Origin of the sequence: Ruania halotolerans (assembly GCF_021049285.1) — a bacterium.
GTDB classification, from domain to species: Bacteria; Actinomycetota; Actinomycetes; order Actinomycetales; family Beutenbergiaceae; genus Ruania; species Ruania halotolerans.
The window spans coordinates 3,120,532-3,140,789 of record NZ_CP088017.1 but is presented as its reverse complement, the minus strand read 5'-3'; the positions used below and the strand labels follow the sequence as shown (position 1 = coordinate 3,140,789).

21 protein-coding genes and 1 tRNA gene are annotated in these 20,258 nt (G+C 68.5%); 9 read left to right on the top strand and 13 right to left on the bottom strand.

The window, feature by feature from the left end; all coding sequences use genetic code 11:
- Window positions 1-8 precede the first annotated feature (8 nt).
- Entirely contained in the window at window positions 9-233 is a 225-nt protein-coding gene (locus LQF10_RS14070) for a mycoredoxin (protein ID WP_231067349.1), read from the bottom strand.
- Between the two features lie 203 nt (window positions 234-436).
- Between LQF10_RS14070 and LQF10_RS14065 the strand changes: the two genes are divergently transcribed.
- From LQF10_RS14065 to LQF10_RS14055, 3 genes are all read left to right on the top strand, one after another.
- On the top strand, window positions 437-2,473 hold the full coding sequence (locus LQF10_RS14065; protein WP_231064459.1) for an ATP-dependent helicase: 2,037 nt from the start codon (window positions 437-439) through the stop codon (window positions 2,471-2,473).
- Window positions 2,474-2,605: 132 nt separating this feature from the next.
- Entirely contained in the window at window positions 2,606-2,785 is a 180-nt protein-coding gene (locus LQF10_RS14060) for a hypothetical protein (RefSeq protein WP_231064458.1), read from the top strand.
- Window positions 2,786-2,920: 135 nt separating this feature from the next.
- Window positions 2,921-3,289: a WhiB family transcriptional regulator gene (locus LQF10_RS14055; RefSeq protein WP_290371102.1), complete on the top strand. Its 369-nt coding sequence runs from the start codon at window positions 2,921-2,923 to the stop codon at window positions 3,287-3,289.
- A 63-nt stretch (window positions 3,290-3,352) separates the two neighbouring features.
- On the opposite strand, the gene LQF10_RS14050 is transcribed toward LQF10_RS14055, so the two are convergent.
- The gene (locus LQF10_RS14050) at window positions 3,353-4,363 is read right to left on the bottom strand and encodes a ThiF family adenylyltransferase (RefSeq protein ID WP_231064457.1); all 1,011 of its coding nucleotides are present in this window, start codon (window positions 4,361-4,363) and stop codon (window positions 3,353-3,355) included.
- Between the two features lie 102 nt (window positions 4,364-4,465).
- Between LQF10_RS14050 and LQF10_RS14045 the strand changes: the two genes are divergently transcribed.
- Window positions 4,466-4,993 carry a M48 metallopeptidase family protein gene (locus tag LQF10_RS14045; protein ID WP_354002586.1) on the top strand — a complete coding sequence of 176 codons (528 nt, stop codon included), beginning with the start codon at window positions 4,466-4,468 and terminating at the stop codon, window positions 4,991-4,993.
- A 7-nt stretch (window positions 4,994-5,000) separates the two neighbouring features.
- On the opposite strand, the gene LQF10_RS14040 is transcribed toward LQF10_RS14045, so the two are convergent.
- The gene (locus LQF10_RS14040; RefSeq protein WP_231064456.1) at window positions 5,001-6,410 is read right to left on the bottom strand and encodes a zinc-dependent metalloprotease; all 1,410 of its coding nucleotides are present in this window, start codon (window positions 6,408-6,410) and stop codon (window positions 5,001-5,003) included.
- 89 nt (window positions 6,411-6,499) lie between these two features.
- Here LQF10_RS14040 and LQF10_RS14035 point away from each other — a divergent pair, with 89 nt between their 5' ends.
- Complete coding sequence (locus LQF10_RS14035; RefSeq protein ID WP_231064455.1) at window positions 6,500-7,594, top strand: YlbL family protein; 1,095 nt, start codon at window positions 6,500-6,502, stop codon at window positions 7,592-7,594.
- A gap of 71 nt (window positions 7,595-7,665) precedes the next feature.
- Here the strand turns inward: LQF10_RS14035 and LQF10_RS14030 are convergent, their stop codons facing one another.
- Complete coding sequence (locus tag LQF10_RS14030; protein ID WP_231064454.1) at window positions 7,666-8,202, bottom strand: PPA1309 family protein; 537 nt, start codon at window positions 8,200-8,202, stop codon at window positions 7,666-7,668.
- A gap of 165 nt (window positions 8,203-8,367) precedes the next feature.
- Between LQF10_RS14030 and LQF10_RS14025 the strand changes: the two genes are divergently transcribed.
- The 4 genes from LQF10_RS14025 (at window position 8,368) to LQF10_RS14010 (ending at window position 12,334) form a co-directional block, all read left to right on the top strand.
- Window positions 8,368-11,370: a UPF0182 family membrane protein gene (locus tag LQF10_RS14025; protein ID WP_231064453.1), complete on the top strand. Its 3,003-nt coding sequence runs from the start codon at window positions 8,368-8,370 to the stop codon at window positions 11,368-11,370.
- A gap of 159 nt (window positions 11,371-11,529) precedes the next feature.
- A tRNA-Met gene (locus LQF10_RS14020) sits at window positions 11,530-11,606 on the top strand.
- A gap of 90 nt (window positions 11,607-11,696) precedes the next feature.
- Window positions 11,697-11,936 (top strand): hypothetical protein, encoded by a 240-nt coding sequence (locus LQF10_RS14015; protein WP_231064452.1) that lies wholly within the window; start codon window positions 11,697-11,699, stop codon window positions 11,934-11,936.
- On the top strand, window positions 11,933-12,334 hold the full coding sequence (locus tag LQF10_RS14010; RefSeq protein WP_231064451.1) for a type II toxin-antitoxin system VapC family toxin: 402 nt from the start codon (window positions 11,933-11,935) through the stop codon (window positions 12,332-12,334). Before LQF10_RS14015 ends, LQF10_RS14010 begins: the two co-directional genes overlap by 4 nt.
- Before the next feature lie 137 nt (window positions 12,335-12,471).
- On the opposite strand, the gene LQF10_RS14005 is transcribed toward LQF10_RS14010, so the two are convergent.
- The 9 genes from LQF10_RS14005 to LQF10_RS13965 form a co-directional block, all read right to left on the bottom strand.
- On the bottom strand, window positions 12,472-13,701 hold the full coding sequence (locus LQF10_RS14005; protein WP_231064450.1) for an FAD-binding protein: 1,230 nt from the start codon (window positions 13,699-13,701) through the stop codon (window positions 12,472-12,474).
- A gap of 38 nt (window positions 13,702-13,739) precedes the next feature.
- Window positions 13,740-14,456, bottom strand: a complete 717-nt coding sequence (locus LQF10_RS14000) for a hypothetical protein (RefSeq protein WP_231064449.1) — start codon at window positions 14,454-14,456, stop codon at window positions 13,740-13,742.
- On the bottom strand, window positions 14,417-15,757 hold the full coding sequence (locus LQF10_RS13995) for a DUF58 domain-containing protein (protein ID WP_231064448.1): 1,341 nt from the start codon (window positions 15,755-15,757) through the stop codon (window positions 14,417-14,419). The genes LQF10_RS14000 and LQF10_RS13995 overlap by 40 nt, the downstream gene beginning before the upstream one ends.
- Entirely contained in the window at window positions 15,754-16,818 is a 1,065-nt protein-coding gene (locus LQF10_RS13990; protein WP_231064447.1) for an AAA family ATPase, read from the bottom strand. Before LQF10_RS13990 ends, LQF10_RS13995 begins: the two co-directional genes overlap by 4 nt.
- The gene (locus LQF10_RS13985) at window positions 16,802-17,320 is read right to left on the bottom strand and encodes a hypothetical protein (protein WP_231064446.1); all 519 of its coding nucleotides are present in this window, start codon (window positions 17,318-17,320) and stop codon (window positions 16,802-16,804) included. The genes LQF10_RS13990 and LQF10_RS13985 overlap by 17 nt, the downstream gene beginning before the upstream one ends.
- Window positions 17,317-18,102, bottom strand: a complete 786-nt coding sequence (locus LQF10_RS13980; RefSeq protein WP_231064445.1) for a DUF4129 domain-containing protein — start codon at window positions 18,100-18,102, stop codon at window positions 17,317-17,319. Before LQF10_RS13980 ends, LQF10_RS13985 begins: the two co-directional genes overlap by 4 nt.
- 41 nt (window positions 18,103-18,143) lie before the next feature.
- Window positions 18,144-18,614, bottom strand: a complete 471-nt coding sequence (locus LQF10_RS13975; RefSeq protein WP_354002649.1) for a dihydrofolate reductase — start codon at window positions 18,612-18,614, stop codon at window positions 18,144-18,146.
- Between the two features lie 67 nt (window positions 18,615-18,681).
- Window positions 18,682-19,479, bottom strand: coding sequence for a thymidylate synthase (locus tag LQF10_RS13970; protein WP_231064443.1), 798 nt, complete (start codon window positions 19,477-19,479; stop codon window positions 18,682-18,684).
- A 5-nt stretch (window positions 19,480-19,484) separates the two neighbouring features.
- Window positions 19,485-20,258: a hypothetical protein gene (locus LQF10_RS13965; protein ID WP_231064442.1), complete on the bottom strand. Its 774-nt coding sequence runs from the start codon at window positions 20,256-20,258 to the stop codon at window positions 19,485-19,487.

Sequence of the window (20,258 nt, the reverse complement as noted above, 5' to 3'; positions counted from 1 at the left end):
CGCAAAACTCAGGCGAGGAGGCGCTCCCGGACCTGCGCCAACGACGGGTTCGTCGCCGCGGATCCGTCCGGGAATACCACCGTGGGCACGGTCTGGTTGCCGCCATTGACCTGCTCCACGAATGCTGCAGCGTCCGGGACCTCTTCGATGTTGACCTCGGTGAACGGGATTCCGGCGCCGTCCAGCTGGCCCTTGAGCCGGCGGCAGTACCCGCACCAGGTGGTGCTGTACATCACGACGCTGCCGGCGCCAGGTGGTGCGATCGCGTTCACGGGGAACCTCCAGTTCTGAGGGTCGGACTAGGGTGGCCACTCGTCCCAGCGCGTGGCCACGCCGCGTGCAACACCGCGCATGCGCGTGCTGTTCCCATCGTGTGGGTCAGCTGTGCTGTGGACGGACCAATGCCGTGTCAGCCCCGGCTGTCACAATCGAATCAATGTCTGCTGAACAGCTCCTCGATGCCCTCGACCCGGACCAGCGCGCTGCGGCCGAGCAACTCACCGGCCCGGTGTGTGTACTTGCCGGCGCCGGCACCGGGAAGACGCGCGCGGTGACCTACCGGATCGCCCACGGAGTGCACACCGGGGTATACAACCCGCAGACGGTGCTCGCCGTCACCTTCACCGCACGTGCGGCAGGTGAGATGCGAACCAGGCTGCGCGATCTCGGTGTCGGCGGCGTGCAGGCACGGACCTTCCACGCCGCGGCACTGCGTCAGTTGTCGTACTTCTGGCCGAGTGCGATCGGCGGGGGCGTGCCCCGGATCATGGAGCACAAGGCCCCGCTGATCGGGGAGGCGGCCGGCCGCCTAGGGCTCTCGGTGGACCGGCTCGCCATCCGCGATCTCGCCGCCGAGGTGGAGTGGGCCAAGGTCTCCATGATCACCCCGGACGACTATGTCCGGGCCTCCGCCGCATCTGACCGCAGCGGGGTGGCTGGATTCGACGCCACCACGATTGCCCGCCTGCTCTCGGTGTATGAGGACGCCAAGACGGACCGCAACGTGATCGACTTCGAGGACGTCCTGCTGCTCACCGTGGGCATCCTCTCCGAACGCGAGGACGTGGCCGATACAGTGCGCCGGCAGTACCGCCACTTCGTGGTGGACGAGTTCCAGGACGTCTCGCCCCTCCAGCATCGCCTGCTTGAGCTGTGGCTCGGTGGCCGGGACGATCTGTGCGTCGTGGGGGACGCCGCTCAGACCATCTACTCCTTCACCGGCGCCACCGCCAGGTATCTGACCGAGTTTCCTCGTCGCTACCCGGAGGCGAGAGTGGTGCGCCTGGTGCGCGATTACCGGTCCACTCCCCAGGTGGTCTCCCTGGCCAACCTCGTCCTTGCGCGAGCCGGTCGTCACAAGTCGGCCGCGTCGGTGGAGTTGCAGGCGCAACGCCCGTCCGGACCGGCTGTCCGGTTCGAGGCCCACGACGACGCCGAGTCCGAGGCCGGTGCGGTGGCGGCGCGGGCGGCCGAGTTGATCCGCAGTGGGATCTCGGCCAGCGAGATCGCCGTGCTCTATCGCACGAACGCTCAATCGGAATCCTACGAGCAGGCGCTGAGCAAGGCCGGGATCGGCTATCTCGTGCGCGGAGGCGAACGGTTCTTCTCTCGTAAGGAGGTACGGGACGCGATCGTGCTGCTCCGCGGTGCGGTTCGAGCGCAGGGTGAGGCCACGCTGCCCGAGACCGTACGCGACGTGCTCAGCAGCGCAGGATGGGCGCCAGAGCCGCCCGCCGCCAGAGGTGCCGTGCGGGAACGCTGGGAATCGCTGAACGCCCTCGTGCAGCTCGCCGATGATCTGTATCGCACCCGAGAAGCCACACTGGCAGACCTGGTGGCCGAGCTGGGGGAGCGGTCGGCCGCCCAGCACGCTCCCACTGTCGACGGCGTCACGCTCGCCTCGCTGCACGCTGCCAAAGGTCTGGAGTGGGACGCGGTATTCCTCGTCGGAGCAAGCGACGGATTGCTGCCTATTTCCATGGCCGAGACGGACGAGGCCATCGCAGAAGAACGGCGCCTGCTGTATGTGGGTATCACCCGCGCCCGCGAACACCTGCAGATCTCCTTTGCCCGCTCGCGCAACGCCGGCGGGCGCGGCACTCGCCGACCCTCCCGATTTCTCGACGGCATCTGGCCCTCCGACGAACAGCCGACCCGCCGTCGGCGCAGTAAGGGGGCACGCGCTGAGGCGCTCGCCTCGGCAATCGCTGAGGGGGATGCCGACCCGGAGGTGTTCGAACGGCTACGCGCCTGGCGTGCCCGCACCGCCCAAGAGCTCGATCGGCCCGCGTTCACTGTGATGCATGACAGCACCCTGGTGGCCATCGCAGCAGCGCAGCCCTCACAGATGCGCCAACTGGCCATCCTGCGGGGTATCGGCCCCACGAAGATCGAGGCCTACGGGGCGCAAATCCTGGCGACAGTCCGGGGCGATCATGCCGGCGACGGGGCGCAGCCGGAGGCCGCGGAGTAGTTCCTCAAAAAAACTTCGAAAAAAGGTTTGGCGCTCCGTGGTGGGCGTCGTAGGCTGAATCCCGTTCCGAGACAACGAGCCGTCGCCTAGCCAGCGAGACACGGTTCCCGAGCCGAAGGAGGTGAAACCGCAGTGGAGATGAAGAACCAGATCAGCGCGTCGACGATCGGCGTGCGGCTGAGTGACCTGCGTGCGTTCACCTTTGTGCGCCCACGCTCTGCCGCCGGCCAGATCGGCACGGGAGCCACCATCGGTGGTGACCCCGCCATCGGCGGCAACTCCGCACCAGGCTCCGCCCCGGAACTGCTCTGAGAGCACCTCTCCTGTAGCAGACCAGGCCGCGGAGCCCCCTCACGGGTCCGCGGCCTTACTCGTTTGCGAGCGACACCTCGCCGAGTGATACCGGACCTCTCCGGCTCATCACCCACCATGCCTCAGGAGCATCTCGTGCAGTACACCTCAGTTCTCGACCAACTCACCCGCGGAGGGTCGGCGACTAGCTGGAACTTCCCGTCCACATCGATCGATCTCGCCGCGGTTGACGACCAACCCCTTCCCTGCCAGGACGCCACCTCAGCAGACCTCTGGTTCGCCGAGCGCACCGACGAGATCGAACGGGCCAAGTCACTCTGCGTGTCATGCCCGCTCAAGGCGGAGTGTCTGGCCGGCGCCTTGGAACGGCAAGAGCCGTGGGGAGTCTGGGGCGGCGAAGTCTTCGTCGACGGCCAGGTTGTGGCCCGCAAGCGCGGGCGTGGACGTCCTCGCAAGAACGACCCCTATGCCCCGTCCGCCTCGCGTAGCACGTCCGCTGCGTGAGGCGGGCGCCCGGCCACCACAGTGGCGGCGTGACCTTCTGATCAATCGGAGTGAGCCGTCAGCTCAACCGGCGTAGGCCGTGAGCGCAGCGACCGTGCACCCACACGAAGGATGCGGCTGCCAGTGGCGCACGGCAGGCACCGCGTCCCATGCCGTCAGCTCGAGCGTGGCACCATCGGCCGCGACTGCCCGGCCGTCCACTGCGGCGAGGAGTTGCTGGGCCGCCAGCGCGGCCCCGGACCACGTAAGGCTGGTCTCCGTCCCCCGCGAGCGGAGGGCAGCGCGCGTTGCCGCTTGGGTCGCCACCGCGGGCCAACGCTCGTCCTCGGCGCACCGATACAGGTCCAGGCACCGCGTACAGACCCCCAAGCCTGGCCGCACCATTGGCCCGACCGTCACCGCAAGCCCCCCAGTGAGCACGCTCAGGTGCGCCACGTCGTCCCGCATCAGGGCACGGACGGCCACCGGATCCACCACGTCGTGTTGGACGAGTACGACCAGGTCGGGGTGTCTGCCTTCCGGTGCGCTCACCAGCACCTGCGGCGCGGCTGTCCGAAGCAGCGCCAGTGCTGCGCGCTCCCGCGGTTGGCCCACGTCGCCCGGGCGGAACAACCCTGGCGAGACATCACACATGGTCACCGCGGTCTCGTCTCGCAGCAGTAGCGTGCCCACCCCCGCCTGGGCGGCGATCAGTGCCACCCGCAGTCCGATGCTGTCCATCCCCCGGATTTCGACCACGGCCGTCCGACGGTCCGCCGGGCGCTCCTGCCCGGCGCCTGCCGCCTGACTCCAATAGCGCGCATCCGGTCCGTCTTCCTCACCGACGGGCTGCTCCGTGAGGAGGCCGGCCCGCTCCATGCGGTCGATGACCTCGCGCACCTGCGCCGAGGTCATCCCCAGCAGGTTGCCACGTTCGCGGAGCATCGAGATGTCGTGGACCTCAGGGGCGCGTTCGAGGAGGCGCTGAGCACGTTCGCTCAACCCGTCGAACACCACCGAGCACCGGGGGTCCAAGCCGAACTGGCTCACCCCTGGCTCCCGCCAGTAGACCTCATATCCGGGTCGAACTCGCATGCGTGCCTCCTTGGCGCGAGCCTGACATATCCGAGGCAGCCGATGCGGAGAGGCCGCAGTACACCTGTGGATAACCGGGCCGAGGTGTGCCACGCTATTCGCGTGAACACCGCGGATGCGTCCCGGGAGGTGGACGGGGAGACCGTCGTGGTCCGGCGTAGTGCCCGCCGGCGCAAGACCGTTTCCGCCTTTCGCGAGGACGGCTGCACGGTGGTGGCCATTCCGAGTCGGTTCTCGCGGGCCGAGGAGGACCGCTGGGTGCGTCGGATGCTCGCTCGTCTGGCCGCCTCCGAACGTCGGCGCCGACCCGACGCGGACGTCCTGACCACACGTGCTCAGGACCTTGCCGAGCGATACCTGGACGGACGGGCCACACCGCACGCTGTCACCTGGGTCAGCAATCAGGGCCTGCGCTGGGGGTCATGCACTCCAGCGAGCGGCACGATCCGCATCTCCGACCGCGTCCAGGGAATGCCCGGGTGGGTACTCGATTACGTCCTGCTCCACGAGCTTGCTCATCTCATTGAGCCCGGGCACGACGAGGCGTTCTGGGCTCTCCTGCAGCGCTACCCGCAGACTGAACGCGCCCGCGGCTTCCTGCTGGGCGTCACCTACGCCGAACACGGCTGATCGGCGCTCAGCGCCCCTCGTCCTCGCCATGGCCGTCACGGGAATCGGATTCCCCGTCCAGCATGGCTGCCAGGGCGGCATCCATCTCAGAGTCGGCGATCGCCTCTGCTGCACGTTTGGTGAGGAACTCACTCGGGGCATCCAGATCGGTGTCGGTCGGGAACACATCCGGGTGAGACCACAGCCGGTCGCGAGCGGCGGTGCCCTGCTCGCGAGCTACCAGTGCCCACAGTGTGGAGGCGTCCCGGGCACGCCGTGGCCGGAGTTCCAGACCCACCAGGGTCTGGAAGGTGTCCTCTGCGGGGCCACCGGCCGCGCGGCGGCGGCGCAGCATCTCCCGGAGCGGCACACCGTGGGGAAGGTGCGGGGCGACCGCCGCAGCGGTGACCTCTTCCACCCAGCCCTCCACCAGAGCCAGCGCCGTCTCCAACCGCAGCAAGGCCTGGGCCTGGGTGGGGGTGGGTTTCGGCACGAAGATCCCCGCGGAGAGTGCCTGGCGCAGTTGATCCACATCGGTGGCATCAATGCTGCGGACCGCTTCCTCCATCTGATCGAGGTCGATGTCAATGTTCTGCGCGTACTGCTCCACTGCCCCGAGGAGGTGCGCCCGCAACCACGGCACGTGCGCGAACAAGCGTGCATGGGCAGCTTCACGCACAGCGAGGAAGTGCCGCACCTCATCCTCCGGAGCGTCCAGGCCGTCGGCGAACTCCCGGACATTGGCGGGCACCATCATCAGACCGGGCTCACGCAGCAAGGGCAGGCCCACGTCGGTACCGCCGAATACCTCGCGGGCGAGAGTTCCCGCCCCCTGGCCCACCTGCATGGCGAAAGAGGCCGACCCGAGGGTGCGCATCATGGCGGTGATGTCCATACCGCCGAAGGGCAACTCAGGCATACCGGGTGCGCCGTGCTCGCCGTCGGGTCCGAGACGTTCCGGGTCCAACAACGTGGCCAGTGCTTCGGCCACTGAGGTGCCCACCGGTTCGGCCACGGCGCGCCAGGTGGGCAGCGTGCGCTCCACCCACTCCGCCCGCGAGGCTGCGATCATCGATCCCCCCGAGGGCGGAAGCTCTGTGGCCGCGTCCAACCACAGATCGGCCACGGTCAAAGCGCTGCGGATCTGCTCGGCATCGGCGGCGCTCACCGCAGGATCGCCGCCGGTGTGTGCCACCTGCCGCGCGACATCGTGAGCCATCTTCCAATGCGAGTCGCCATCGTTGCCCGCGGCCAGCAACTGCTGCATCTGGGCCATCGCGGCCTGCAGCTGGGCTGGGTCGGAGCCGAAGCCGGTGCCGCCGAGCTGCCCCGGGTCGATCCCGCTGGCCTCGAAGGCGCGCATCGCCTCATCCGCGCCTTCCTTGCCGAGCATCTGCTCCAACATCTGGCGCCACTGTTCCCGGGAGTCCTCGCTCATGCCTCACGGTAACCACACGCTCGAGCGCTGGGCAGGCCTGCACGTGACCTTTCGCTCAGGGCGCACGCGGAACGCGCGATGATGGGGGTATGGACGACACTTCACGTGGGTTGCACGCGCTCACCGGCCGCGTCGGAAGTCGGTCGATCACGATGTTGATCAGCGGCGTGGCCACCCTTGGACTGCTGTTGATCATGATGCTCACCCCGGTGCCCTACGCCATCCAGGGTGCAGGACCCACATTCGACACCCTCGGAGAGGTCTCGGACACTGAGCTGATCACCATTTCCGGAGCCGAGACCTACCCGACCGATGGCCAGTTGCGGCTGACGACGGTGACTACTGCTGGCGGACCCGGATTCCCGGTGGACACCGGGAGTGTGGTGCGTGGCTGGGTGGACCCCGGGCGGCGGGTGCTCCCGGTCGAAGGGGTGATCGATCCCGAGGTCACCGAGCAGGAGCAGGAGCAGATCGCTGCTCAGCAGATGATCTCCTCGCAGGAGAACGCGACGGTGGCTGCATTGACGTCGCTCGGGTACGAGGTGCCCGCCGAACTCGAGGTCGTCGGCGCCGACCCAACCATGGGGGCCGATGGCGTCGTGGCCGAGGGGGACGTTGTGACGGCGATCAGTTCCGCCGGCGCCCGCACGGAGGTGACCACCTACCAGGCGCTCGCGAACGTGCTGGACGAGACACCCGCAGGAAGCATCGTCACCCTGGAGGTGCTCCGAGACGGCGAGGAGACCGAGCTTGACGTCGTGACCACCGATGACGGCGCCGGGATGAGCGTGCTCGGCATCTATCTCGATGCGGAATTCGAGTATCCGGTGGACGTGCAGATTCAGATCGACAACGTCGGCGGGCCCAGCGCCGGCACGATGTTCGCCCTCGGCATCGTGGATCTGCTCACCGAGGGTGAGCTGACCGGCGGACACGTGGTGGCCGGTACGGGCACCATCAGCCTCGAGGGAACCGTGGGTCCGATCGGCGGGATCACCCTGAAGATGTTCGCCGCTGAACGCGACGGTGCCGAGTTCTTCCTCGCCCCGTCTGGCAACTGCGGTGAGGTGAGCGGAGCGGTGCCGGACGGGCTGCAGGTGATTGCCATCAGCACCCTGGAAGAGGCGAGGGATGCCGTCGAGTCGATCGCCGATGGCGACACAGCAGACCTACCGGCCTGCTAGCCACCACCCACCCACCTCTCAACCGCCACCCACCCACTTCACTCGGCGAAGGGCGGGTGCGTTCGGGCGCGTTAGCGCAGGGTGCTGGCCAGGGCCTGAGCCAGGCCAGGGACGGCGTCCGGACCGCCCGCGACGGCATCATCACTGTCGTTCGCACGTGAACGCAGCGCACACCAGGTCTCCCCGGTGCGCAGCACCCCGACGGCGATCCGCATGTCCTGACGATCCGGGTGCGCCATCAAATAGGCGAGTCCTTCCTCAGGATCGGTGGGCATCTGCGCCTCCGCCTCCGGTGGCACCACCATCCGCTCCACCACGATCGCGGCACCGTCCACAGTCTCCGGCCACGCAAGCTGGGCGAGTAAATCCTCCAGCGTCTCGGCCTCGGGGAGCCCGTCCTGCTCGATAGAGGTGAGGTGTTCGGGATCCTCGGCTGCGCCGTCGGGAAGCTCCTGGGCGAGGTGCGGACTGGCTGCCACGATCTGGGCCGATCGCACGAGCGAGAACACGGCGATCGGGCCGTCCCACCCGCGTGTGCCGACGTGCCGCTCGATCTCCACGCAGGTCACGGCAAGAGCACGGGTACGTGCGCTGATCTCGGAGGTCATCACCCCATCGTCGCAGTCAGCGCGAGGTATGCGAAACTTCATGGACGGCTCATGCGTTGGTCCAGCTGAGGCCGACTGCGCCTGGCGGCGCGAGTCGGCCGCCAGGACCGAACCAGTTGAGCCGCACCGAACGTGCCCGAGTCCTACGAACCCGAGGTGTAGTCCGTGTCCTCCGCCGCTTCCCGCCCCGCCTCCCCATCCTCTGGGGAGCGCCGCCGCGGCCCGCTGCTCCCCACCGTGCTGGTGCTCGCCGGTGTCGTCGTCGTCGTCCTCATACTGGCCCGCTTCTGGACTGAGTGGCTGTGGTTCGAGCAGGTCGGCTTTGGCCAGGTGATCAGGACCGAGTGGCTTACTCGCGGTGTGCTGTTCGCGCTCGGCTTCCTGGTGATGGGCGGGGCGCTGTGGCTGAACCTGCGCCTGGCGTACCGGAACCGGCCGATGTATGTGCCGACCACGCCACAGCAGCAGGATCTGGACCGGTACCGCGAGGCATTCGAACCGTTGCGCCGGGTGGTCTTCGTGGGTGCCCCCCTGGTGGCCGGCTTCTTTGCCGGCTCGGCGGCCTCGGCCCAGTGGCAGACCGTCTTGCTGGCGATGAACGCCACCGAGTGGGGAAGCTCAGATCCGCAATTCGGCATTGATCTCTCGTTCTACGTGTTCTCCCTGCCGATGGTGCGTTTCATCGTGTCCTTCCTGATGACCACCACGATCATCTCCGCCATCGTCGCGGTCTTCACGCACTACCTGTACGGCGCATTGCAGCCGACTGGGGGAGGCGAGCGGATCACGCGTGCGGCTCGCACCCACACCGCGGTCCTTGCCGCCATCATTACCCTCGCGATCGCCGCCAACTACTGGCTGGACCGGTACTCGGTCCTGTCCAACGCCGGCGAACGCTTCGACGGCGCCTCCTACACCGACATCAACGCCGTGCTCCCAGCCAAGGCGATCCTCGCCGTCGTGGGTGTGTTCGTGGCGCTGCTTTTCGTGTGGACGGGAGTGCGCGGGAACTGGCGGCTGCCGGCGGTCGGTGTGGCATTGATGGTGGTCTCGGGCATCCTCGTGGGCGGTGCCTACCCGGCGATCATTCAGTCGGTGCGGGTGAACCCGAACGCGCAGAACCTTGAGGCTGAGTACATCCAGCGCAATATCGAGGCCACCTACGACGCATACGACCTGGACCGGGTCGAGGTGGAACGCTATGAGGCGGAGACCGTGGCCGAGGCTGGCGCGTTGCGTGAGGACGCAGACTCCACCGCCAGTATCCGTCTGCTCGATCCCAATGTGGTCTCTCCGACGTTCCGTCAGCTGCAGCAGAACCGGCAGTACTACGATTTCCGGGACACCCTCTCGGTGGATCGATACGACGTCGACGGCGAGAGCGCCGACACGGTGATCGCCGTGCGTGAGCTCAACCTCGCCGGGTCCCAGGAACGAAACTGGGTGAATGACCACACGGTCTTCACTCACGGCTTCGGCGTGGTGGCCGCACGCGGCAACGTGACCAGCGCGGATGGGCGCCCCCAGTTCATGGAGAGCGGCATCCCCAGCACTGGCGTGCTCGGCGAGTACGAGCCGCGGATCTACTTCAGCCCGAACTCCCCGGACTACTCGATCGTGGGCGCCCCCGAGGGCACAGACCCGTGGGAGCTGGACTACCCCGACGACGCTGCCCCGAACGGGCAGGTGAACACCACGTTCACCGGCGATGGTGGTCCCTCAATCGGCGGCTTCTTCAACAAGCTGCTCTACGCCGCCCGCTTCGGCAGCGAGCAGATCCTGTTCTCCGACCGCGTCACTGACGAATCGCAGGTGCTGTACTACCGCGATCCGATCGAGCGGGTCTCCCGGGTGGCGCCGTTCCTGAACACTGAGGGTTCGACGTACCCGGCAGTCGTGGACACCAACGACGACGGCCAGGGTGAGGTGGTCTGGATCGTGGACGCCTACACCACGTCGAATGAGTACCCGTACTCGGCGCGACAGGAGCTGGAATCGGCGATCACCGACTCCCTCACCGAGCAGGACCAACTTGCCGCAGCGGCCCTTCCGGAATACATCAACTACATCCGCAACTCCGTCAAGGCCGTAGTGAACGCCTACGACGGGTCCGTCACGCTGTACGCCTGGGACCCGGAGGACCCGGTGCTGCAGACCTGGATGGAGATCTTCCCGAACACCATCAAGCCGATCTCCGAGATCAGCGGTTCGCTGATGAGTCACCTGCGTTATCCCGAGGACCTGTTCAAGGTGCAGCGTGAGTTGCTCACGGAGTACCACGTGACCGACGCAGCCACGTTCTACACCGGTGGTGACTTCTGGCGGATCCCGGACGATCCGACGTCCGGTCAGGAGACCCCGCAGCCCTCCTACTACCTGACCCTGGCGATGCCGGGCGAGGACGAAGCAAACTTCTCGCTCACGTCGAGTTACATCATCAACAGTGACGAGCGGAATGTGCTGACCGGGTTCATGGCGGTCAATGCCGAACCAGGGGACACCCCTGGGGAGGTTGCCGAAGACTACGGCACGATCACCTTGCTCGAGCTGCCCCGTGACGTGACGGTGCCTGGCCCTGGGCAGGTGCAGAACAACTTCGACTCCGATACCGCCGCCGCCAACGAGCTGAACATCCTCAGCCGTGGTGGCTCGCAGGTGATCCAGGGCAACCTGCTCACCCTGCCTGTGGGTGGAGGTGTGCTGTACGTGCAGCCCGTGTACGTGCAGTCCTCCGGCGGTACCCAGTTCCCGCTGTTGCGCCGGGTGCTGGTGGCCTTCGGTGACGAGATCGGGTTCGCTCAGACACTCGACGAGGCCCTGGACCAGGTGTTCGAGGGCGATTCCGGTGCACAGGCCGGCGATGCGGGTGTGGAGCCCGAACCCGATGAGGGCTCCGGAGCGGGCGGCTCGGGCGATTCAGGCGACCCGGACGGTGCCGGTGATACGGGCGCCCAGCAGCAACTGAACGAAGCGTTGGCTGCGGCGGGCCAGGCGATCGAAGATTCCAACACCGCGTTGGCGAACAGCGACTGGACCGCCTACGGGGAAGCCCAGGACCGTCTGCAAGCCGCACTGGAGGACGCGATCGCTGCCGAGGAAGAGCTCTACGGTGGAACAGCCGCTGAGGATTCCTCGGGGGAGCCTACCGAGGAGCCGGCCGACGGCTAGCGCCCGCCACCTACCGCGGGCAACGTTGTGGTCGGAATGCCACCGGCCTTCGACCACAACGTTGCCCAGGTGCTCGAACTAGGGCACCCAGGTGTGACCGGGGCGACACCGGCTCGATTTGATCCCCACTCCCCGCGCACGTAGAGTGGGAATCACCGACGCGGGGTGGAGCAGTTCGGTAGCTCGCCGGGCTCATAACCCGGAGGTCGGAGGTTCAAATCCTCCCCCCGCCACCAGAGATGACGAAGGCCCTCGATCTACGGATCGGGGGCCTTCGTCGTGTCCCCTCTCCAGCGGTGCATGCATGATGCATGTACCATCGATCCATGGTGGCTTTGCAGATCCGCGACATTCCGGAGCAGGTGCGGGATGTGCTGGCCAAGCGCGCCCAGGAGAAGGGGCAGAGCCTGACGGCGTATCTGCGTGACGTCGTGCTCCGCGAGGCCAAATTCGCCGACAACGTGGGCGTCATCGATGAGATCGCGGCTCGGCCCCGGCCCTCCGAAGTGACGGTCGAGGAGATCCTCGCCGCCCAGGATGCCGCGCGGGCGCATACCGACCGGTGATCGTCCCCGACGCCTCGGTGGTCGCCCTTCTCCTCCACGGTGACCTCGCAGATGCGCGCACGAGAGACGCCGTCGCGATCCTTCGCTCCGACCCGGCCTGGATCGTGCCGGAGCACTGGTGCACCGAAGTGCTTTCGGTGATCAGGGGTCTCTGGTTGGGTGGCAAGGTCAGCGACGCGGACGCCGATCAGGCCGTCACCGATCTGGCTGGCGTGACGGTCGCCGTGGTGCCGACAGCACCCCACGTGTCACGGATCTGGCGGCTTCGGTCCAACCTGTCCGTCTATGACGCCGGGTACGTCGCCATTGCGGAGGCCCACGACGTGACCCTGGTGACGGCCGACGCCCGTATCGCCAGATCAGGCGTTGCCCGGTGTCCCGTGCAGGTGGTCCAGTAGGAACTCGGTTCCACTGGACGGGAAGTCGGAGCCGGTCGACCGCCGGCCCTGAGGTACCAGCGCGGGTGACCAGCCACCGTGGACTTGCCGGACCCCGCTGGCCCGCACCTGAAGGTCACCCGCGGCACGTTCACCTGTCATCGGCCGAGGACCACCCGCTCCAGGAAGGAATTGGAGAACTTCCCGTGCGGGTCGCTCCGGCCCACGAGCGCCCGGAAGTCTTCCATCCGGGGATACATGGCAGCGATGTCCTCGGCGCTGGTGCTGAACCACTTGCCCCAGTGCGGCCGTGCCTCCAGCCCGGCCAGTGCCTGCTCGATGGTGCCCAGCAGCGCCCGTACCTTCACTGGCTCCGGAAGCAGAGTGAAATGGAACGCCACCGTGTCGCGCCCGTAGGAGCCGGAGAGCCACAGGTCATCGGCAGCGACGGTGCGGATCTCGCACGTCTGCAGCAACGGTGCAATGATCGGGCCGAGCTCGCGCAGTGCACTGATCGCGTCCCTGGCATGGGCTCGGGGCAGCAGGTACTCGGCCTGGATCTCCCGCCCGCTGCTCGGGGTGAACCCCATCCGGAAGTGCGGCAGCCGGTCCTGCCAGGGCCCCGCCTCGCCGAGCTGCTCGGTGCAGCCTTCCGGGTCGCGACCGGCCGGGTGTTCCTTCTTTGTGGCCGGTTTGCCCGCCGGCAGGCTCACCTCGCCGTCGCGGCTCTTCAACCACACCTGTACCGCGCGGGTGTTCCACCGGGTCATGATGCTCACGCTGTACGCCGCGGACATCACCTCCTCGAACTGCGCCTCAACGAATTCCCAGGGCACGTCGTTGACCACGTACTGCTGCACGTCATAGGTGGGTTCGACCCGTAACGTCACCGACGTGAGCACCCCCAGCGCGCCCAGGTGCACCACTGCACCGGCGAAGTCGTCGTCGCCGTCCGTGAGGGTGCGCAATTCACCTCCCGCGTCGATGAGCTCAAGGCCCACCACCTGCGCCGCCAGCGAGCCCACCCGGTCCCCGGACCCATGTGTACCCGTCCCGATCGCGCCGGCAACGGCGATATGCGGCAGCGACGCCATCGCCGAGAGCGCCCACCCCGCCCGGTGCAGTTCGGTGGCCAGGTCGCCGTATCGGGTCCCGGCGCTCACTGTGACGGTCTGCGCCTCGGCGTCCACATGGACCGTCCGGGGCATCGAGTCCAGGCTGACCAGCACGCCGGGGGAGTCGGGCAGATCGTGGAAGGAGTGCCGTGACCCCAGTGCGCGGATCTTCGATTCCTGTGCCACGAGCCGCCGGACGGAATCGATGGTGTCCGGCCGGTGGATCTGCGCCGCCCGGTAGGTGTACGAACCCGCCCAGTTCTCTTCGGTCATCGCCGTCCTCTCGCACTCTGGCGCTGCGGTACGCCACCTCAGTCGTCCAGTTTTCCCCACCGGGGGAGGGGCAATCGTACTGGCGCACCGTCTTCCACTCCTGCGTCTGCCCTGGAACGCCTTGCCTGCTCCGTCTGCTCGGCCCGATGCAGCGCTCGCCCTGCCACGGCGATCAACGCCACCACACCGGCCAGGACAGGCACCGCCACCCATGGCACAGACGCTTCCGGTGCAGCCACGAGCAGCGCCACAAGAGCGGCCATCTGCGCCACCGCCTGGGCCACGAGTGCAGGAACAGCCCCACGACGAAGCGCCGCCCACTCCACAGCCGCGCCAGGAGAGAGATCTGCGACTCGGCGGCACAGGTGCACCATCAGATGCAGCCCGCAGAGCACGACGGCGGTCGTCACCGGTGCCGGAAGACCCACCATGGTCGACGCATCCGCAGGCCGGCGTAGCAACTCCAACGCGGTGAGCAGCACGGCCAGGGCTGGGACGGCCCCATGGGGCGCGATGGCCACGGCCACCGCCAGGCACGCCGCCACCACGAGCGTCGGCACCCCGGGGGCCACGGCACAGCCCACCAGCACCATGGCCGCGGCGGCCGCCACACGCAGCACCCAGGCAGGTATGGCCGCCCGGGTGGTGATTTGCACGGCCGGATCGGGGCGCTGCCGGGGCGCACCTGCGCTCGCGAACCACTCGATCAGAGCGCTCACAAGCGAGTCCTCCTCGGCCGGGAGAGCAGCTGCCATGCCGCATCGATACCGAGAGCGGCACCCGAACCGTCGAGTCCACCCGTTGCACCGGTACCTGTGGGGTCACCGCACCAGTGCACCACTTCCACGTCCGCGCGGCGCAGCCGCTCCAACCGCAGGTCGCGCTCCAGCCGCACCAGTTCATACGCCGCCAGGGCGACCCCGTCGAGGTCATCGGTGCGTACCACCGGCAGAGTGTCCACGGCGACCACGCGATGGGCCTGAGCACGCCACTGCTGGGCCATGCGCGCCGCCTCCTCGTCCAGGAACGTGGAGCAGAGCACCACCAGTGCGGCGGCGGGTATCTGCGGTGCGCGTTCGCGCGGGCTCGGGAAGCTGTCTGGAGCGAGCAACGCCAACCGGGTGCTGATCCGATCCAGCTGCCGCCGCCCGCCCGCCGGCGGGACGGGCCGCCGTCGGAGCCCTAGATCGTCCAGCCCGACCCGGTCACCGGCGGCCACCGTGGCCCGCGCCACCGCGGTGGCCGCCTCACGCGCGATGTCCAGGGAGATGGGTTCGTCGACGGCGCCCACGCGCCCACCGCCCCAGGTGTCCACATCAGGGCCGACGGCGTCCCGTGAGTCCACCACGAGCATCACCGTGGCATCTGCCGTGGCGAACGTGCGGCGGGTGTAGAGGGTGCCGAGCCGGCCGCTCTGCGGGTCATAGGAGCGGCGGGCGGTGACCCGCCAGTCGATCCGGCGCAGCCGGTCCCCAGGAGCGAAGGGGTGCACGTCATGCAGATCCGTCCCATCGCCCACCCGGCGTGAGGTGTGCGGGCCGGTCAGTCCCTGCAGGCGTGGTGGCAACGGCATCCGGCGTAGCTCGCGGGCGGGCGGGTGGACGACCACGGGGATCGGGCCGGCCACCCCCGGGTGCGTGAGCGTGACGCCGTCAAAGGCGCCGGCCACGTGGTCCACGCGGAACAGACGGGTGGCTCCGGTGCGGGCCGTGACCACCCTCAGTGGCACCTCCCGCGGCCGGTCGGTGGCGAGCAGCGCCTGCGCCTCGCGGTGCCCGGGGGAGGAGACCCGCACGCGGACCGACTCGACCCCACGCGGCGCCCCCACCTCAAGGACTGCGCCCACGGTGCCCGCCCGTGCCGGACCGGTGGCGCGGCGCACGCTCACGCGAGGGGCCGCCGTCGGGCGGGAGAACCAGCCCCATGCGAAGCACAGCACGAACGGCGCCCCGAGTACCGCCACATCCGGCCGGCCCGCCACCAGGCCGAGTACCAGGACCACGGCGCCCACGGCAGCCGTGACGAGCGCGCCGAACCCGGTGCTTCGACCGTTCATGAGCGCCCGGTGGACAGTGTGGCCGTATTGGAGCGACCGCCTGCGGTGGCCGGTCCGGGCACCTCATCCAAGAGCGCCGTGATCACCTCAACCGGGGTGGTGCCGGATGCCCATGCCGACGGGTTGAGGGTGAGCCGGTGCGCCAGCGCCGCCACCGCCACCTCCTTCACATCTTCCGGGGTGGTGAAGTCGCGACCGTCCAGCACCGCGAGTGCGCGGGCCACCAGCACCAGTGCCTGCGACCCCCGCGGGGAGGCACCCACCTCCACGGCGGGGTGTGCGCGGGTGGCGGCGGCCAGGTCGACGCAGTACCGCAGCACATCCGGATCCACGGCGACCGCTTCGACCCCTGCCTGCATCGCCAGCACCGTCTGCGGTTGGACCACCTCACCCACCTCGGCGTGCTCGGTGCGTCGCGTGATTCTCCGGGTGAGCACGTCCACCTCACCCTCGGCGCTCGGGTGCCCGACCGCCAGGCGCACCATGAATCGGTCCAGCTGCGCTTCCGGCAGCGGGTAGGTGCCCTCGTACTCCACCGGGTTGGAGGTGGCGAGCACGTGGAACGGGGCCGGCAGGTGGAAGCTGGTGCCCTCCACCGTCACCTGGCGTTCGGCCATCGCCTCCAGTAGCGCCGACTGCGTCTTCGGGGCGGTGCGGTTGATCTCATCGGCGAGGAACAGGCCAGTGAAGACCGGCCCGGGCCGGAAGACGAACTCGGCGGTGGTCGGATCGTAGGCGTAGGAGCCGGTGATGTCGGCCGGGAGCAGGTCCGGAGTGCACTGCAACCGCCGGAAGTCCAGGCCGAGAGCCCGGGCGAGGCACCGGGCCGCGAGTGTCTTCCCCAGCCCGGGAACGTCCTCGAACAGCACGTGCCCGCCGGCGAGGATGGTGGCCAACGCCACGCGCAGGGGGCCGCGCATCCCCACGACGGCGGTGCTCACCTCCGCGAGCACGGCCTCGCCGAGGCGGGCCACCTCGGCGATCGGCAGGCTCGTCTGGGCGGCTGAGTGGGCGTCGTCGCCCGTCCGGGTGTGGGCGCTGGGCTCACCTGGGGTGGACATGGGATCCCTTTCTCGTGGGCGGGGTGCGCAGCAGTGTCGCTGCGGTGGACATCGCCCGGCGGGCGGTGGCGCGGTCGGGTGGGGCCGTGGGGTTGTGCGGACCGGGAGGTTCGGCGAGCCAGCGAGCCACGTGTGGGCCGAACAGATCAGAGGCGCGCGCCGACGTGGCGCCAGTGCCTTCCAGGCGCAAGGACTCGGTCAGGGCGAGGTGCAGACGCCGTGCGCCCGCTTCGGAGAGTCCTCCGCCACGATTGAGCATCGTCCAGGTAAGGCCGGAGACATCCCTGCGGGCGCCGTCTCTGCGCCCGTAGGGCAGAACGGGCCACGTGGACCGGTCCCCGAAGCCGAGTACGGAGGTCACCAGAGTCAGTGCCACCGCCGCCCCGGTGAGCAGCGTCGCGTGCGGCACACTCAGGCCGACTGCCCACGCCAGGATGCCGAGTGCTGCCGCACCCAGGTAGGGGTACCAGGCACGGTGGCGGTGTCTGGCCGGCGCGCTCATCGGGGGGGCCCCTCGGTATCAGGGCTATCCGGGCTATCAGGGTTGTCTGGGCCGGCAACGCGATCTGGGCGCTCGGCGAGCTCCGGCCAGGATGCGGTGAGTGCGGCGAACGCTTCGGTGGCGGCGCCCACGTCGGCCGGTCCGGGCTCAGCAGTGGCGAAGCGGGCGCGGTGATAGAGCCGCAACAGCGCGGTGACGGCCTGCTGGTCTGCCCCGGTCCGGGTGAGCACAGCGGCGGTGAACTCTGTGGGAGTCTGAGCCGGCCGTCGTCGGACGCCCGATCGAGCAGCGGCCTCCTCCAGTGCCAGCCACGCGGCCACGATCGCATCGCGCGGTTCCCGGATCTGCTCCAGGTGCGCCACGGCGGCGCGCACCCCGCGGTGCAGCACGGGGATCTGGGGCTCATCCTCGGCGTCACCCGCACCGGCCAGCACGCTTGGATCCGGGGGCGGAGGCGGTGTCGGCCGGCGGAGCCACAGCACCAGCCGCACCAGCAGGGCGAGCAGGACGAGACCGGCGAGCACAGCGACCACGACGAGCAGCCACGTCAGGTCGGGCAGCTCCCACTCCTCAGGCGGGGCCTCGGGTGCGGGGGGCTCGGCGGAGGGTTCAGCTGTGGGCAACTCGGCGCTGGTTTCGGTCACCTCGTCGGTCTCGGGCGGCGTGAACCGGGGATCGAACTGCCACGATCCCACGAGCGGGGCCGTCAGCACCGCAGTCACCACCACGAGCGCCACCACGGCCGTCCGGACCAGTGCGCGTCGCGAAGTGGGGGCCGGCACTTCGGTCCCAGTGGTGCGATCGAGAGGTTCCGGCGCGCTCACTACCGGCGCCGGTAGTCGAGGATTCGGAAGTGGGTACCGGTGCGCGAGGTCTGCCACGGCCCGGGCTCGGCATGCCATTCGGGGCCGATCTCCGGGGCGTAGGTGTCTCCCTCGATCGTGAGATCGATCTCGGTGACCATTAGCCGGTGGGCGTAGGGCATCGCCGCGGCGTAGATTTCACCGCCCCCGCAGATCCAGGAATCCTCGCCGGCAACGAGATCGAGCGCTCGATCGAGAGAGGTGACCACCTCAGCGCCGGGTGCGCTGTAAGCCGGGTTGCGGGTGAGGACCACGTTGCGACGCCGGGGCAGTGGGCGGAATCGCTCCGGTAGCGACTCCCACTGTTTACGGCCCATCACCACGGCGCAGTCCGCCGTTGTCTCGCGGAAGTGGCGCATGTCCTCAGGCAGATGCCACGGTAGGTCACCATCGGAGCCGATCACCCGGCCGTGGGCCTGCGCCCAGATCATTCCGAGCACATCCCCTCCCTCCTGGCATCTGTGCCGCGTCCTCGTGCGTACGTGTGCGCCGAGACTCTCAGACTGCCACAGGTGCCTTGATGGCCGGATGGTGCTGATAGTCGACCACCTGGACGTCGTCGAACGTGTAGGAGAACAGGTCCGCTGCCTGCCGTAGTTCCAGGCGGGGGAAGGCGAACGGATCCCGGGCGAGCTGCTCGTGTACCTGTTCGGTGTGGTTGTCGTAGATGTGGCAGTCGCCGCCGGTCCAGATGAAGTCGCCGACCTGCAGACCCGACTGTTGAGCCACCATGTGGGTCAGCAGTGCGTACGAGGCGATGTTGAACGGCACGCCGAGGAACAGATCCGCACTGCGCTGGTACAACTGGCAGGAGAGCCGGCCGTCGGCCACGTAGAACTGGAACAGTGCGTGGCACGGTGCCAGCGCCATCCGGTGCAACTCGGAGACGTTCCACGCCGAGACGAGCATCCGCCGCGAATCCGGCTGTTCGCGCAACTGTTGGAGAACTCCCGCGAGCTGGTCGATGTGTCCGCCGTCGGGTGTGGGCCAAGAGCGCCACTGCACGCCGTAGACCGGGCCGAGTTCGCCATCGGCGTCTGCCCACTCGTCCCAGATGCGTACGCCGTTCTCACGCAGGTACCCGATATTCGAATCTCCCTGCAGGAACCACAGCAACTCATGCACCACCGACTTCAGGTGCACCCGCTTGGTGGTGATCAGCGGAAAGCCCTGCGAGAGGTCGTAGCGGAGCTGATGGCCGAAGATCGACCGGGTGCCAGTGCCGGTGCGATCAGATTTGGGTGTGCCGTTGCTGAGCACATGGGCGAGGAGGTCCTCGTACTGGGTGTCCGCCATGGCGGTCAGTCTAGGTTCCGCTCGTTCTCGGGGCGATCATGTTCGGCGGCCCGGTCCGCGATCTGGGCGGCGTCGGCGAAGAGGTTGGGCTCGCTCTCAGCGCTGATCTCGGTCACCTCGATGGGCGATTCGAGCGCCCGAGTGAATTCCGCCGGTGCGGGACCGAATGCCGCGTGCATCCCCTCGATCAGGTTCTTGCCCATCAGGCGCCCGCCTGCGTATCCGATCACTGCTCCGATCCCGAACGGCAGGAGCCGGCCGAGCATCACCGAACCGCCTTTGGCCACGACTGCCTTGGTCATGCGCCCGCGCAGCGTCTTGTTCACCGTCTTCACGGTGGCCACCGGCAGCCGGGTGAGCAGCACCTGCGCCCAGGTTGCTGTGGACACACCGAGCTGTTGCTCCAGCAGCTCGGGTCCGTTCTCCCCGAGGAGCGTGGTCAACAGGAGTGCCCGGCGGCGGGCAGAATCCTCGGTGGCGATACCATGCACTTCGGCCACGGCGAGGGTCAGGGCGGCCGAGGCAGCCACGAAGGTGCCCACCTGCCCGGCTGTGAGCGCGAGAGCCACCCCCGTCCCCACCACAGGAAGTGCCGCAGCAGCCCCCACGGCGCCACCGGATCCGCTGACGGCGATCAGATACCGGCGCTCCAGCAGCACGATCAGGTCGGCTGGGGTGGCATCGGGATGGGCGCGCCGCACACTATCCACATAGCGGCGCACCTGGGTGGTGGGAATCGCGGTTGCAGTCTCGATCAGGGTGTCGAATCGGCCAGTCAT

Coding starts and splice junctions, on each gene's coding strand:
- LQF10_RS14015 (WP_231064452.1), top strand. CDS start 11,697: ATGGTGGCTTTGCAGATCCGCGACATTCCGGAGCAGGTGCGGGATGTG.
- LQF10_RS14000 (WP_231064449.1), bottom strand. CDS start 14,456: ATGGCAGCTGCTCTCCCGGCCGAGGAGGACTCGCTTGTGAGCGCTCTG.
- LQF10_RS14035 (WP_231064455.1), top strand. CDS start 6,500: ATGGACGACACTTCACGTGGGTTGCACGCGCTCACCGGCCGCGTCGGA.
- LQF10_RS13975 (WP_354002649.1), bottom strand. CDS start 18,614: ATGATCTGGGCGCAGGCCCACGGCCGGGTGATCGGCTCCGATGGTGAC.
- LQF10_RS13990 (WP_231064447.1), bottom strand. CDS start 16,818: ATGTCCACCCCAGGTGAGCCCAGCGCCCACACCCGGACGGGCGACGAC.
- LQF10_RS13995 (WP_231064448.1), bottom strand. CDS start 15,757: ATGAACGGTCGAAGCACCGGGTTCGGCGCGCTCGTCACGGCTGCCGTG.
- LQF10_RS14005 (WP_231064450.1), bottom strand. CDS start 13,701: ATGACCGAAGAGAACTGGGCGGGTTCGTACACCTACCGGGCGGCGCAG.
- LQF10_RS14030 (WP_231064454.1), bottom strand. CDS start 8,202: ATGACCTCCGAGATCAGCGCACGTACCCGTGCTCTTGCCGTGACCTGC.
- LQF10_RS14050 (WP_231064457.1), bottom strand. CDS start 4,363: ATGCGAGTTCGACCCGGATATGAGGTCTACTGGCGGGAGCCAGGGGTG.
- LQF10_RS13985 (WP_231064446.1), bottom strand. CDS start 17,320: ATGAGCGCGCCGGCCAGACACCGCCACCGTGCCTGGTACCCCTACCTG.
- LQF10_RS13965 (WP_231064442.1), bottom strand. CDS start 20,258: ATGACTGGCCGATTCGACACCCTGATCGAGACTGCAACCGCGATTCCC.
- LQF10_RS14070 (WP_231067349.1), bottom strand. CDS start 233: ATGTACAGCACCACCTGGTGCGGGTACTGCCGCCGGCTCAAGGGCCAG.
- LQF10_RS13970 (WP_231064443.1), bottom strand. CDS start 19,479: ATGGCGGACACCCAGTACGAGGACCTCCTCGCCCATGTGCTCAGCAAC.
- LQF10_RS14065 (WP_231064459.1), top strand. CDS start 437: ATGTCTGCTGAACAGCTCCTCGATGCCCTCGACCCGGACCAGCGCGCT.
- LQF10_RS14040 (WP_231064456.1), bottom strand. CDS start 6,410: ATGAGCGAGGACTCCCGGGAACAGTGGCGCCAGATGTTGGAGCAGATG.